General features: G+C 46.3%; 7 protein-coding genes. 2 read left to right on the top strand and 5 right to left on the bottom strand.

The genetic code is table 11. The features are described from left to right. Window positions 1-8 precede the first annotated feature (8 nt). Entirely contained in the window at window positions 9-2,471 is a 2,463-nt protein-coding gene (gene pheT / locus K6V26_RS05235) for a phenylalanine--tRNA ligase subunit beta (RefSeq protein WP_224264788.1), read from the bottom strand. A 280-nt stretch (window positions 2,472-2,751) separates the two neighbouring features. On the opposite strand from pheT, the gene K6V26_RS05230 reads away from it, so the two are divergent. Continuing rightward, window positions 2,752-5,034, top strand: coding sequence for a sensor histidine kinase (locus K6V26_RS05230; protein ID WP_224264787.1), 2,283 nt, complete (start codon window positions 2,752-2,754; stop codon window positions 5,032-5,034). Here K6V26_RS05230 and nrfA read toward each other — a convergent pair. Then, a complete protein-coding gene (gene nrfA, locus K6V26_RS05225; RefSeq protein ID WP_224264786.1) occupies window positions 5,006-6,493 on the bottom strand; it encodes an ammonia-forming cytochrome c nitrite reductase in 1,488 nt (495 codons plus the stop codon). The two genes, K6V26_RS05230 and nrfA, sit on opposite strands and share 29 nt — an antisense overlap. A gap of 170 nt (window positions 6,494-6,663) precedes the next feature. Here nrfA and trmD point away from each other — a divergent pair, with 170 nt between their 5' ends. After that, entirely contained in the window at window positions 6,664-7,344 is a 681-nt protein-coding gene (trmD, locus tag K6V26_RS05220; protein WP_007652796.1) for a tRNA (guanosine(37)-N1)-methyltransferase TrmD, read from the top strand. A 150-nt stretch (window positions 7,345-7,494) separates the two neighbouring features. Here trmD and K6V26_RS05215 read toward each other — a convergent pair whose 3' ends face one another. From K6V26_RS05215 to K6V26_RS05205, 3 genes are all read right to left on the bottom strand, one after another. After that, window positions 7,495-9,051 (bottom strand): hypothetical protein, encoded by a 1,557-nt coding sequence (locus K6V26_RS05215; protein WP_224264785.1) that lies wholly within the window; start codon window positions 9,049-9,051, stop codon window positions 7,495-7,497. A 7-nt stretch (window positions 9,052-9,058) separates the two neighbouring features. Continuing rightward, a complete protein-coding gene (locus K6V26_RS05210; RefSeq protein WP_224264784.1) occupies window positions 9,059-13,048 on the bottom strand; it encodes an SUMF1/EgtB/PvdO family nonheme iron enzyme in 3,990 nt (1,329 codons plus the stop codon). Between the two features lie 221 nt (window positions 13,049-13,269). Next, window positions 13,270-14,745, bottom strand: a complete 1,476-nt coding sequence (locus K6V26_RS05205; RefSeq protein ID WP_129698934.1) for a RagB/SusD family nutrient uptake outer membrane protein — start codon at window positions 14,743-14,745, stop codon at window positions 13,270-13,272. Window positions 14,746-14,761: the final 16 nt, after the last annotated feature.

Here is a 14,761-nt window from a genome sequence, read left to right as displayed (position 1 = left end):
CTTTTGTCTTATCTCAATGATGCACCCAGTTTGCTTTCCAGATTCTTGCGAATCTTCTGCATGATCGCGTCGATCTGTTTGTCGTTCAATGTCTTCGTTTCATCTTGCAGGTAGAAACTTACGGCATACGATTTCTTTCCGTCCGGCAGGTTCTTGCCTTCGTAAACGTCGAACAGGGAAACCTCCTTCAACAGTTTGCGTTCGCTTTCTTCGGCGATCTTTTCGATCTCAGCAAACTGAACGGACTTGTCCAGCAACAAAGCCAGGTCACGTTTTACTGCCGGGAATTTAGAGATCTCGGAGAATGTCACCTTATTCTTCTTTGTCTCCTTCATCAGCAATGTCCAGGACAACTCAGCATAATATACCTCGAAATCAATATCCATAGCCTTGCAGATCTTACGGTTTACGATACCGAACGTACCCAGTTCGCGGCCCGAAGTTGTTGTAATACTTACGCCTGTTGAATACATATCATTGCTCAGGTTTCCGAAGACAACCTTCTTCAGATTCACGCCCAGACGGATAAGGATATTTTCCACATAGGCTTTCAGTTCATACACGGTAGCCTTTTCATCTGCATGCGCCCAACTGTTTTCCACACGGTCGCCGCAAACCCATAATCCCAGGCGATAGTCTTCCGAGAATTCGGCCAGTGTAGCGTCTTCACGCTTCTTCTCTACATTATAATCGTAGCAGTTGCCAAATTCAAAGAAACGGATATTGCCGTTTTTACGTTTCACATTATATTCGATACTTTCCAGACCGCCGAACAACAATGTCTGACGCATACCGTTCAGGTCTGCACTCAGTGGGTTCATCAGCATAACGCAATGAGAAACCGGATAAGTAGTCAGTTCATCGTAATAAGCGGAACGTGTCAGCGAATTGTTCATAATCTCATTGAAACCTGAACCGCAAAGCTGTTCAGAGATCAGGTTCTGCAGATCATAACTACGATCGGTAGCTGTCTTGTAGCTCAGGTTTGATTTTACGCTGTCGCTGAACTCTATATTATTATATCCGTAGATACGGAGGATATCTTCAATTACATCGACATCACGCTGTACGTCGATACGGTAAACCGGCACATGGATGGTCAGACCTTCGGTTGTTTCCGAAACGATTTCCATCTCCAGGCTAGCCAAAATACTCTTAACGGTCTCTACCGGAATGTCCTTACCGATCAGACTGTTGATCTTGTTGTAAGTCAGTTCTACGGTATAAGGCTGTACCGGATTCGGATAAACATCCTGGATAGATCCGGTAATCTTACCACCGGCTACTTCCTGGATCAACAGAGCGGCACGTTTCAATACATAGATCGTATTGTTCGCATCCAGACCGCGTTCGAAGCGGAAAGAAGCATCGGTGTTCAAACCGAAGCGACGGGCTGTCTTACGAATCCATGTCGGATGGAAACAAGCCGATTCAAGGAATACATCCGTAGTCTGCTCCGTCACACCTGAATCCAGGCCGCCGAACACACCACCGATACACATGGCTTCTTCCGTATTGCAGATCATCAGGTCACGATCGGTCAACGTACGTTCAACACCATCCAGGGTGACGAACTTGGTACCTTCCGGCATCGTCTTCACGATCACTTTATCGCCTGTCACCTTGCCTGCATCGAATGAATGCAGAGGCTGTCCCATTTCATGCAATACATAGTTGGTTACGTCCACTACGTTATTAATAGGACGCAAACCGATTATATTCAGACGGTTTTTCAACCATTCCGGACTTTCTTTCACTGTTACGCCCTTGATAGTAACACCGGAGTAACGGGGACATGCCTCCGTATTTTCAACGATCACTTCGATAGCCGGAGTTTCATCGTCGATCTTGAAAGCGTCGACAGACGGACGTTTCAGTTCTGTCGGCTTACCGTTCTGTTTCAGGTAAGCAGCCAGGTCGCGGGCAACACCGAAATGGGAAGTTCCGTCCACACGGTTCGGAGTGATATCCACTTCCAGCACATAGTCGCTCTTTACATTATAATATTCCTTGGCAGGAGTTCCTACAACCGCATCAGCCGGAAGCACGATAATGCCGGCATGGTCTGTTCCGATACCGATCTCATCTTCCGCACAGATCATACCGTTCGACTCAACGCCACGGATTTTTGATCTTTTAATGGTAAAGACTTCGTCACCGTCATAGAGTTTCGTACCGTTCACAGCGACAACCACTTTCTGGCCTGCTGCGACATTGGGCGCACCGCAAACGATTTGCAAAGGTTCTTCCCCACCGACATTCACCGTCGTGATATGCAAGTGGTCAGAATTCGGGTGTTCCACACAAGTCAGAACTTCGCCGATAACCAGTCCTTCCAGTCCACCTTTGATCGTTTGAACTTCTTCTACTCCCCCGGTTTCCAAACCGATAGAGGTTAGTGCTGCTGATACTTCTTCGGGCTGCAAGTCGAAATCAAGATACTCTTTCAGCCAGTTGTAAGATATATTCATTGTTCTAAAATTTATTCAATCAAGTTTCTATGCGTCTGCGAGATTCCCCGCTTGCGGCAATTTGACTGGCAAAAGTACAAATAATAGAATAATTATTCAACGAGTGTACGGACTTTATTCTTACCACAAGCCAAAAAATCTTATTAATCAACGGTTATTTCATTTCCAAATCTTTGTCCAATATAAAAATTCAGCCTAATTTAGAGGCGTAATTCTTACTGAATATCAAAAAATACAAACACACTAGGGATAAAATATTTACTTAATCATTCATAATGTAATGTCTAACAGGATTCTATCAGTGCAATATATACTCATACTTGTCCTATTTTTTATTCTAAATAGCTCATGCAACCAGACAACGCCTCATAAACACATATTAATCATCCAGTCTTACGAAGCCGGTCTCCCGGCATATAAGAAAATGAAAAATATCTTTGCCGAACAATTACGGAAAAGAGACATACATGCAGAGGTCCATACCCTTTATCTGGACGGAACCAAGAAAACGGAGAAAAAACAAAAACTGACTATATATGAGGAACTGAACAGGTTATCATCCTGGAATCCGGATATCATCCTGACCTGTGACGATCCGGCCCTGAATGCCTTACTGACCTGCGACCATCCTTCCGTTAAAACGACTCCGATCGTCTTTACCGGAGCGAACTACCCGAACGTGCCATTCATTCAAAAACAGTCCAACATAACAGGCTTCCGTGACAAACCGGATTACAGAACCAATATAGAACTGATAGAACAACTCATAGGAAAATGTATTGTTGTGCGGGTTACCGACGATATCTATGCAGACAAAATCATCCTGGCAGACATGGATGAACAGATCAAAGATATCTGCAAAACAAACAATATCTTCTCCCCGGACAAAATACGCTTATCCGGAAAACGCGGTACCTCCATCTCCAAAAACAAAAAAATAATACCGGACGCCATGTACATAAGCACGATCAACGGAAAATCGACCCGTTCGTTGATCAAAGGGTTAGGCGAGAACTATTATAACAAGGCCTATCTGGCAATCAAAAGAGATTATCTGACTCTCTCTCTGGGACGTTTCAGTTCTTTCCCCGGTTTTTCGGTCCTCAACGAAATGGTCGGTTATAATTATGGTGTAATCGGAGGATATGTCACGACACAGCAAGAACAAACAACCCTGGCCGCCAACCGTATTGCCGATATACTGAACGGGGCTCCGGTAAGCAACTTTCCACAAATTACGGAGGCAGGCAAAAAGTACATATTCGATTATAAAATACTCGACCAATGGGGAATCAGTCTCAACAAACTGCCGATAGACAGCGAGATCGTAAATATCCCCTTTTATATCCGTTACCAGTTCTATATTATATGTATAGCAGTTTTGCTGGGAATTATACTGATAATTATTATCATTTACCAGCGAATGTTGTATAAGAGAGAGGCTGCCCATAAAAAAGAGGTGCAGGAAAATCTGAAACATGAGAAGGAATTTCTCTCTTTCGCTTTGGAGAGCGGTAACATTTTCACATTCCGGTATAAAAACGGAACCTTCTATTTCGACAAAGAGTTTTATCATTATCTGAATATGCCAGAAGAGCCCATCAGTGCGGAACGTTTCAGCAAGGCTATCCACCAGGACGAACAGGCTGATTTCCAATTAAACAGGTATAAGCTGGATCATGGTTTCCCCTCCCGTCAGATAACCAGAAGAAGATATGATTTTAACGGACAAGGTCATCAGTGGTGGGAATTCCGGTATGCCCAGAACACCAACATAAAGACTGCCGGCAATGATTATTCCGTCGAAGTAAACGGCCTCTGCCTTAATATCCAGCAAATCAAGGAAACAGAGATTAATCTGACCAAGGCCCTGAAGAAGGCGGAAGAATCCGATAAGATGAAATCGGCCTTCCTGGCCAATATGAGCCATGAGATACGTACACCGCTCAACGCCATCGTCGGCTTCTCCCAACTGCTGAGTTCGGATATGGAACTGGAGCAGGATGAAAAAAATGAGTTTATCGGCCTGATAAACACGAATAACGACTTGCTTCTCAAACTGATCAGCGACATTCTGGACCTGTCGCGCATCGAGTCCGGACAAATATCCTTTACCTATGCAGACTGCGATCTGAATCAATTGGTGGAAGATATCTTCAATACACATCGCGTACTGATGCCTCAGGGAGTAGAATTGCTCAAAGAAGTTCCGGAGATTCCGGCCATTATCAACACAGACCGCTTCAGACTGACCCAGGTAGTTACTAATTTCATTAACAATGCGACAAAATTTACTACTCACGGATATATCAAAGTCAAATACGAATACGACACCGAACATATCCTGCTGTCGGTCGAAGATACGGGAAAAGGTATTCCCAAAGATAAGATAAAGCAGGTATTCGAACGTTTCCAGAAACTGGATGAGTTTGCCAAAGGAACTGGTCTCGGACTGGCAATCAGCCTGAGCATTATAAAAACGTTTAAAGGAACCATCCTGTTGGATTCGGAAGAAGGAAAAGGCAGCAAGTTTACTATCTCGCTACCTTATACTCCTCAATAAAACGCTTATTGGCTTTTGCCTCTTTAGTCCATTCCGGTATAACGGTTTTCAGAAATTCATTTTTGGCAGCCAGTTCTGATTTCATATCCAGACCTATATATTTCTGCGCCTTCTTCTTGGTTGAGATATCGGGCATGGGTACTTCTTGATTATAACCGTGTTTGTTCAGTACATCTTTTATGACCAGGCGTGCCTGCATCGTTTTATACAGGCCGTCACCTAAAATACGTTGTACTTCCTGGGGAGCATGGAAGGCAGCGCCATGGGAAGCGATAGCAAAATCCCAACGCCACTGGGCCTGGCGAAGCAGTTTGAGCACGGGCTCCATCTGGTTATCCGACACACCCCTGTCCCAGGCAAACTGCGCTTCGATATGTGCTTTCGCCAATTCCTTTTCCAATTTATTACGTAATTCCATGGCTTTGTTCTGCCGGGTATATACGTCCTGACGAAGCACTTCCGCACTTTCATGATGACAGGTCTGGCATGTTTTTTCGATCATCGCCAACGGGCTTTGGATATGATGATTATTATATGACCGGAGCTCTTCCTCGACATACGGCATATGGCACTCACCGCAGGAAACGCCCCGGCGGGCATGGATCCCCATCTGAGCCAGTTCAAAATCCGGATGCTGGGCTTTCAACATGGGAGTTCTACTCAGTTTATTGACATAATCGGAAAAACCTATTTTATCGTAGTAGTTCTCAATAGCTTCGACAGTATACCCGGAATCCCAGGGAAGAACAACCTCTTTATTCTCCCCTTTTAAATAATACTCCGCATGGCACTGAGCACAAACAAGCGAACGCATCCTTCGGTCAGAAGCATCTTCAATGGGATCGCCTTCCCGTTTCAGAGCGTCGATCAGGAACTGACGCGGAACACGCAAATCCATACTCTCCGGATCATGACAATCGCCGCAACCGACAGGATTGACCACTTCCGATCCCCAGTCATACCATTTCTTTTTATAGAACCCATCCGAACCCACTTCGTCTATCAGCCGTGGAACATCCAGGCTTTTACAGGCCCAACAGGAAGCGGGCTGAGGACCATCATTCGCTTTTCGCGGAGCTCCGGTACGCAAACTATGATAAAGATCTTCAATAGCATACATATGTCCTCTCGGAGACAAATAACTTTTTGAAAAACCATAACCCGCCCACAAGATTACCATTTCGGGACGCATAGCCAGAATGTCTTCGGCCTGATTACCGTTATACAAACTTTTGAAAGTCGTATCCGCCGTATTCTTCCAGCTCTTATATTCATAGGAATTCGAAAGATTCAGTTCATTGGCTTGAAGGGGGTCTTCGGTTCCCCCGTTTTCCACCTCGTCGATAAATATGATTTCTCCCCTATTTACAAAAGAATACCCTGTAGTCACGATCAAAATGGCTATAACAGTTGCGGGCAGCAACACTTTTAAATACCCTACACCTAGTGTTTTTTTCATCAGATATAATTTGCTTATATAAAATCCATATGTAAATAGCTTTAATAAGCTTTGATTTTTGAGCTGTTTGATTTAGATTACAAATGTAGTAAAAAGATATTATGGACCAAGAGAATTTTGATAACTATAAAATAAAGCTGTATTTTTGCAGCATAAATAAATGAACCTCTATGCGTATCGACATACTGACCGTACTTCCGGAAATGATCGATGGAATGATTAATTGCTCCATCGTCAAAAGAGCACAGGACAAGGGACTGGCTGAAATTCATTTACATAACCTGCGTGATTACACGACTAACAAATGGCGCCGTGTAGACGATTACCCTTTCGGCGGTGAGGCCGGGATGGTGATGCAGATCGAACCGATCGACCGGGCTATCTCCGCTTTGAAAAGCGAACGGGAGTATGACGAGGTTATTTACACCTCTCCCGACGGGGAAACATTCAACCAACCGATAGCAAACAGCATGTCCCTGCTCAATAACATGATCATTCTGTGCGGTCATTATAAGGGGATCGACTACCGTATCCGTGAACATCTGATCACCCGGGAAATATCCGTAGGCGACTATGTCCTGACAGGCGGTGAACTGGCTGCCGCTATTATTACCGATGCGGTTGTCCGCCTGATACCCGGAGCCATCGGTGACGAACAGAGCGCCCTCTCCGATTCTTTCCAGGATAACCTGCTGGCTCCGCCGGTTTATACACGCCCGGCAGATTATAACGGTTGGAAAGTTCCGGATGTGCTTCTCTCCGGCCACCAGCGCAAGATCGACGAATGGCGTTTGCAGCAGGCACAGGAACGGACGGCACGGCTACGACCGGATTTGCTGAAAGGGGAATAAATCGAAACTTCCTTTTTGACATAATAACACCCTACCAGGTATTTTATAAACATATTGATATGTTAAAAAATATTACCTGGTAGGGTATTTTCATTTACCCGGTATATTAATTCGATTTAGCCGGTAGAGTAGTTACATTTTGATAGTTGCCTATTTTACCAGAATATTCAAATCACTATTCTTTTGTCGCGCCATCAATTGCGCTATATATAAGGAACGGGGAAATAGATTGATCTCATTCTGTCCTTCCCAGATGCCATCCGGGCGATCGGTAAAATGGCCGGGATACTTCTCACCTTTCAGTCCTATGCAATAATTATGCCCCGAAGTCCACGGGTTCTGTACGGCAGCACGGTTCACCCGGCAATTCCACAATACCTGCGTCACGCCTGCCCAACCATGTCCGCTTCCCATCTGGCCGCGGTCCTGTACGTTTATTTCGCCATCGGTGACGATATTATCATACAACGTGCCGACAGACCAACGGTGGTGCGGACCTATATCGGCAAACGTCTGCGAAGCCGTGCAATTATAAAAGACATTCGGACCGCATACCTGTGCACCGGTTACATAATCATGACGACCTTCCGTCGCCTGACAGTTCATAAAGAGATTCTGCTGCCCCCAGTTATTGAAAGAATAACGGTAGCCTCCGGTAATAAGGGACTTTGCTTCCAGGCAACGACAATCCACAACAGAGACGTTTTTAGCAAAACGTTCGCAACTGACAGCCGAGTAGCCGAAATAACGGGCCGTGATGTTCCGCACCCAACAGTTTTCCGCCTTATCCAGTCCGACGGCAATCCAACCGTGTTCCAGGTCTTCATAATCTTCAAACTCGGATTCAAAGCAGATATCCGATATACCGACCTCACTGATACGTCCGTCGAATGTATATTTATAGACTTCGCCACCTCCAAACTTCTTATCCATCTGCATCACGACAGGGTTGTCGATAAAAAGATGGTTGCCTTCGATCTTCGTGATCTGACGCTCGAAAGCCAGGTTATATTCCTGCGGCGTCCATTGGCGTGTACCTTTCCGTTCCACGATCTGATCCATCTTAATGGCATGGATCCATTCCTGGGTACCGGGACGGTAAACGATCACCCGGTCGCCCACCTTAAAACCTTTTGTCGACGAGACCCGGAATGAATGGGTACCGACCGGTACGAAATCGTCTGTTATCTTCACCCGTGTATCCGGTATTTCCTTCATCGAACCGGTTCCTTCCACCCGGATCAAAGTACGACGCTCTTTACCGGTAGCGATCAGACGGGTTTCATTGATATTATCGCCTTCTCCCATCAACACGATACCACCGGTGTTTATCACGACAGAACCGGCAATCCTGTAAACGCCCCGTTTTAAAAGGATCGTCCCCCGATGGCCGTTTTCATCCGGCTGCCTGCGGGATATTTCATCGATAGCCTCTTGTATCAAGGCTCCGCTATCCCCTTCTTTTACCGGAGAAACGACTTTAACGACCGGATATCGAGGAATACTTTTATCGCCATGATGATAGCCTACCCGGCTGAAATCAGGTATGGTATTGCCGTCTTTATCGGGAATATAAGTCAAAACACCTTCCTCACTGATCCTGACCAGCGAGGACTGCCAGGCCGGCGGCAGCTTCGTCTGTGCATGGCTACAAACGAAAGCTGCTCCGGCCACTAGTCCGATTATGATCTGTTTAAATGCGCTCATTCGATACTTAATCTTCAATGATTACACGGAAACCTACATTATGCACTTTCTGCCAGGGCAGATAAGATTTACGGTAATAGGCTGTCGAAGTTTTCGGATGATCGGTCCAGGAACCGCCGCGTACCACTTTTTCGGTTCCGTTACCTTGTGCCTTCTCGTTATAAGGATAAGGCAGATAGTCGGAACGTGTCCATTCGGCGATGTTACCCTGCATATCATACAATCCCCAGGGGTTAGCCTGATAACCGCCGCCTTTCACCATCAACATATTGCCGTCGTCGACATTATTGTCTTTCGGCTGGTATGTGTAGTATTTGTACCAGGGATCACCCGGGCTCATCGGTTGCGGGTTCACACCTCTTACCGCCAGCTTGTTCAGTTGTTTGTCACCCATATTTTCATAGGCGGCAAAATCGGTATTCAGCGCCCCGTACCAGAAATCGGATTCACTACCGGCACGACAGGCCCACTCCCACTGCACTTCGGTCGGCAAAGTCACTTTCAAGCCGGTTTTCTCACTCAGCTTCTCACAGAAGGCCATCGCCTCTTCCCAACTGACACGGATGGCTGGTTGTTCCGGATTGTTGGCCGGATAACCCTGATGCACATGATCCTTCCAAAGTTGGTTCACGAAACGGCTGTTATGATCGGGGAAAATTGTACGGAATTGTTCGTTACTCACTTCTATCTCCGCCATCCAGAATGCCTTTTTCACCTCCTGTTTGTTGGCCGGAGAGTAATCGGAATGTCCCTTGTTACTTCCCATCACGAACTTACCGGCCGGGATGCGTACAAAGTTCATTACGATGCCCGGAGCCAGCTCGATACTCTTCTTTGTCTCCTGTTCCTTTGCCAGCATGCTCTTAGCGATTGTTGCATCAAACGGCCAGCCTTTCACATTCACTTCTTTATCTTTATATTCCCTGCGTTCCGGTTTTACGGGAAACGGCTTCGGTTGTTTGCCCAGATAATCGGCATAGGCACGGATTTCCGACTGCCAGTCTACACCGGAACCGGCATATTTCTCGGTCAACTCCGTACGACGGCTGATCTGTTCCACTCCCTTAAAGATATTTGCTTTAAATTTACTATGATAAGGAGCATTAAAGTCAATCCAGTTATAAAGCGTTTTCCATTCCTTATCGGTCAGTTCAACACCATGATGTCCGGTTTTCAACATTTTAATCAGCTGGCTGGTCGAGGCATGATATTCGTACGGATTCAAGACTTCGATCTCCGCTTCCGGTCCCTGACGGTGGATATACGGATGAAGATTCAGATAACTTTTGCCAAATCCGGTAAAATCATCGATACGCCCACCGGTAAAATCGGCCAGTTTATTGGAACCGTCATGGCAGGCGATGCAGGCACGATCCAGCACCGACTGTACTTCGAGTTCGAACGTGAACGGACGCTGTCCGCCTTCCGGCAATGCGATCGCATGCGGTTTGATAGTCGAAGCGACCACACGTTTCGGGATAGGTATCTGGTTCTGGTCTTCGTGGCAACCGATACAGGAGACGGTTTCTCCCGGCATTCCGGTCAACCAGCTACGCATCCACTGCACGGCACGTCCGCACGAATCCAGCGGCTGAAGCGAGATCGGCGTATTGGCAGGGATAGTGAACAAAGCGGACCCATCCTCTTCGACCGGCACCGTACCTAACAGGCGTTTGATATCCCATCCGCTCTGAACACCCTGTGCCCAATGGTCGGACGGAGTTTTATTATAAGCATATTCGTAAGACAACACACGGAATGCTTTCACCGTACCACGGGGTACGCCCTTCAAACCTTCACCTTCGTAAATATCCTGGATAAAGACAGTAGCTTCCTTCGTGTCCGGTTTCGTACGGTCGGGAATAATGGGGGGAACCGGAGTTTTCTTTACCGGTATCGGGTGGATCAATCCTTCACCTTCATACTCGGCAATCAGCGTCAGGTTATCATACACGTCTACTAGATAAATGCCCCATAAAGCGTTCGAGTTCAATTTGGCAGCAACCAGATAATATTTATCGTTCAACGGATAAGGCTTGATAAACTGAGGCCAGACACCATCCACCAACCGGTCTTTCACGATCGGTTCGATCTTGCGGTCGCGGAATGGCAGTTCCTGCACCATTCCCAGTTCCGACTTGCGGTCTTTGGAGGGATCGAACAGGATCAGACGGCCGGAACGGGCAACGCCATGGTGTCCGGAGATGATTCCGACAAAACCGGATGCCTGTCCGGGTATCGGCTTCGCATCGAATGTGCTGTTCGGAAAATAAGAGCCACTGCCGTAAAGTGCTTTCTGCTCGGTTCCGTCGGGATTCATATGCATCACGAAGCGGGAGAAATAATGTGTCAGGTCGGTGTACTCCCAACGGGTGTACATCACCTTTCCATTGTGCATGATGACCGGCGACCAGTTGGCATCCTGGTCGAACGTCAGACGACGCAGGGAACGGTCTTCCGGATTATAAAGCACCATATTACCGACCTCATCATTCCCGTTTACGCAAGGAACACCGTTGTAACCGATATTGGATACGGCAATGATCTTTCCCGAAGGCAACCAGGTCGCATCAAAGAACTCGAGGTCTTTTTCGGGTGATTCAATCAGTTTTTTCAAACCTTTCCCATCCAGTCCCACTTCGAAAACCTGCCAGCGCTTATCGGTGTCGATCATGGAAAACATCACACGGTCGGCATCCCAATGCAGTTTCAGGTCGGGAACGGACGAACCGTTATCCGGCTTGAAGATGGTACGTGACTGAATGTCGCCGCGAAGATTCGATAGTTCGACGATCTCCGCATCGAATCCGCCACGCGGGGCGGAAGTCTGGTTCGACCAGTTATTATTCTGTGTTCCCAGCGAACGGGGATTGACCTGGCGGGCAGAGGTACCGATATGGTAACGGCCCACGATCAGTTTATCCATATCCAGTTCTGGATTGGCCAGCAGTATTTCCCGTTTTAACTGTAAAGCCTGCCGGGCATCTTTCAGTGTATTTTCATCGTTTGAATAGATACCGGCAAAACCTTTGCCTACCAATCCTTTTAAGGTAGACAATCTGGATTGGTTTACGGCCTGGTCAAACGACTTACTGCGTTTCATATCATTGAAAGCCTCTTCAATGGCCCGCATATTAAGCCAGCTCAGCGACTCCTGCAATTCGTATACCTTCATGGCATCCTGCGCAATATTCAGGTATGTCACCACTTGTTTATCCAGCTCCTTCTCCTGACCGGCAGCAGCGATACGGGCTGTAAAATATTTTTTATCCGCCAGCAGGTCTACGACCGATTCGGCGATATGTTTTTCTATGGTAGCATCATAGGTTGTAACCAAGGCTTTCATGTCGCTTCCGGCAAACGGAAGGAATTGTGCCGATTCAGCCGGATAGCCGGCAATAATATCTTCGGATAACTCTTTGCCCGTTATCCCCTGCAAGCGAAAAATAGCGGTCCCTGCGGAGGAACGGTTTTCCAATCCGATTTCCGCTTCAAAACGGACATATTTTTTATCCAGCGGAACGACGATCTGTGAGTTGGCATTCGCCATAATCGTCCGTTCGTATGTTTTTCCTTTCATAATGACCGGAACACCTTTGGCATTGGCGTTAAAGACCAGGCGGCCTGTACCGGTATCCTTAAAAGTATCTTTCAGATCGTTCAGCCAGACGGAAGAGCCGTCGGTCGCGATCAATCGGGCATTTGCCCATACAGCCTGGTCGTCGGCAGTTCCGTCGACCGTACCCCAGGTATAAAGTACCATTTCATCCAGTCCGGTCACATCGGCGGTAAACTTCTCGGCAGCTTGTTTCGCCTTGATAACCTTTGAAGAAACCGGAAGGCTGTTCTTTTTCATCTGTTCGTAAGCATTCTGTTTGGCAACGGCAATTTTCTCAGACCAGGAAGCAGGCGTGTTGCCCTGCTTTTTCTGCTTTTGAGAAAAAGCGGAAAGCGAAAAGGCCAGGCAGGCTGATAAAACAATTAAACTCTTTTTCATGATATCTGTCTCTTATATTTTACGATGATCTGCGCTACCGGTTTATGAAATCCGGTCCCTTTTGTTAGTGGGGGTATCCCACTAACGTTAGCAGAGGTGCCCCACTAACGTTAGCAGAGATGTGCCACTAACGCTAGCGGCGGTGTCCCACTAAAATCGGAAAGGAAGCCCCGCCTTTAACAACGGAGCTTCTCACCCATACTTAAATTATTATCGAACGATTAATAGTTCGGATTCTGGATCAATACGCCGTTAGAGAAGTCGATCTGCGACTGCGGCAACGGGAAATACTCATGCGCCTTCGACCAGGCAGTCACATGTCCGGACAAGAGAGGATCGAGTTCAAGGCCATTCAGTTTATCCATGATTTTCCAACGTTTCATATCATAGTAACGGATCAACTCAAACGGAGTTTCTACGCGGCGTTCATGGCGGATCTTTTCACGCAACTGATCCTGTGTCAGATTGGTTGCCAGGTCAGCCAATCCTGCACGCTTACGCACCTGATTTACCATATCGGCAGCACCACCGATACCTAATTCATTGGCAGCTTCAGCTTTTAAAAGTAGCAATTCACCCCAACGCAGATAGATGAAATCCGTTTCACTACGGAAACTTGCTCCCCATGAATCGCCTTCTTTCATTAACGGGGTCAGATATTTAACCATTGCCTTCTTCAAATCACTTTTAGGTAATGATAGCAATTCACCACCGGGCCACTGATATTTATCATCAAAAGCAACAATCTGACCTAATCGGTTATCACCTTCTTCATAATCATTTGTCAAATTTGCGACAGGGCGAACCGCAGCATAGTCACCATATATACGGTCAAAATCCGTATAATTATTCGGAGCAAGATATTTTATAGAGAAAACAATTTCATTGCTGCCTTCTTGAGTATCGTAAGTGAAATTATCTGCATAACGATCGGTCAGTGAATATCCATTGATTTCATTCAATAAATTATATGCTTCCTGTACCTCGTCCCGATTAGCCACTTTACCATCTTCACCATAAGCATGGTACATCAGGAGACGCGCTTTTAGCCCTTTGGCAGCACCTTTGGTTGCATGCCCACCAGCACCTTTAAAAGTCTTGTCATCCATTTTATCGATAGCCGTCTGCAAATCAGTAATCAAATTTTTGTAAACTGTTTCCAAAGGCTCCTTCGCCATATTCTGAGTTACAAGATCCAGCGGTTCGGTTGGATAAGGCACTTCCCCATAGCACAAATAAAGCAGATAATAACAGTAGGAACGAAGAAATAACACTTCACCTTCGTACTGATTACGTACACTATTCATATCCGCTCCTTCATAGTTTTTCAACTGATAGAGGAATATATTCATACGGGCAATGGCAGAATAGGCCTCGTTGTAAAGGTCAGGAATAAAACCGGTCATCGACGGATCTATATTGTCTGCCTGAATCATATAGGACAAATAGACATAAGAAGACCCGGAACTTCCGTAAGCATTATCCGTTAAACAGTCGAAAACAATCGACCGATGCGACAATGTATTTTGTTGCATTCCTTGATAACAACCGGTCAATGCAGAATCAAAATCAGACTTGGATTGCCAGAAGATACTTTCCGACGGAGTTGTCGTCGGAGGGGTATCCAGAATATCTGAACAGGAAGACATTGTCATCATACCGGCAACCAACAGGGATATATATGATAATTTATTCATTTTCATAATTGCTTTA

The organism is Parabacteroides goldsteinii, assembly GCF_020091425.1.
GTDB classification, from domain to species: Bacteria; Bacteroidota; Bacteroidia; order Bacteroidales; family Tannerellaceae; genus Parabacteroides; species Parabacteroides goldsteinii.
Note: the sequence above shows the minus strand (reverse complement) of the source record. Positions and strands in the feature narration are given on the sequence as shown.

Coding starts and splice junctions, on each gene's coding strand:
- pheT (WP_224264788.1), bottom strand. CDS start 2,471: ATGAATATATCTTACAACTGGCTGAAAGAGTATCTTGATTTCGACTTG.
- K6V26_RS05230 (WP_224264787.1), top strand. CDS start 2,752: ATGTCTAACAGGATTCTATCAGTGCAATATATACTCATACTTGTCCTA.
- nrfA (WP_224264786.1), bottom strand. CDS start 6,493: ATGAAAAAAACACTAGGTGTAGGGTATTTAAAAGTGTTGCTGCCCGCA.
- trmD (WP_007652796.1), top strand. CDS start 6,664: ATGCGTATCGACATACTGACCGTACTTCCGGAAATGATCGATGGAATG.
- K6V26_RS05215 (WP_224264785.1), bottom strand. CDS start 9,051: ATGAGCGCATTTAAACAGATCATAATCGGACTAGTGGCCGGAGCAGCT.
- K6V26_RS05210 (WP_224264784.1), bottom strand. CDS start 13,048: ATGAAAAAGAGTTTAATTGTTTTATCAGCCTGCCTGGCCTTTTCGCTT.
- K6V26_RS05205 (WP_129698934.1), bottom strand. CDS start 14,745: ATGAATAAATTATCATATATATCCCTGTTGGTTGCCGGTATGATGACA.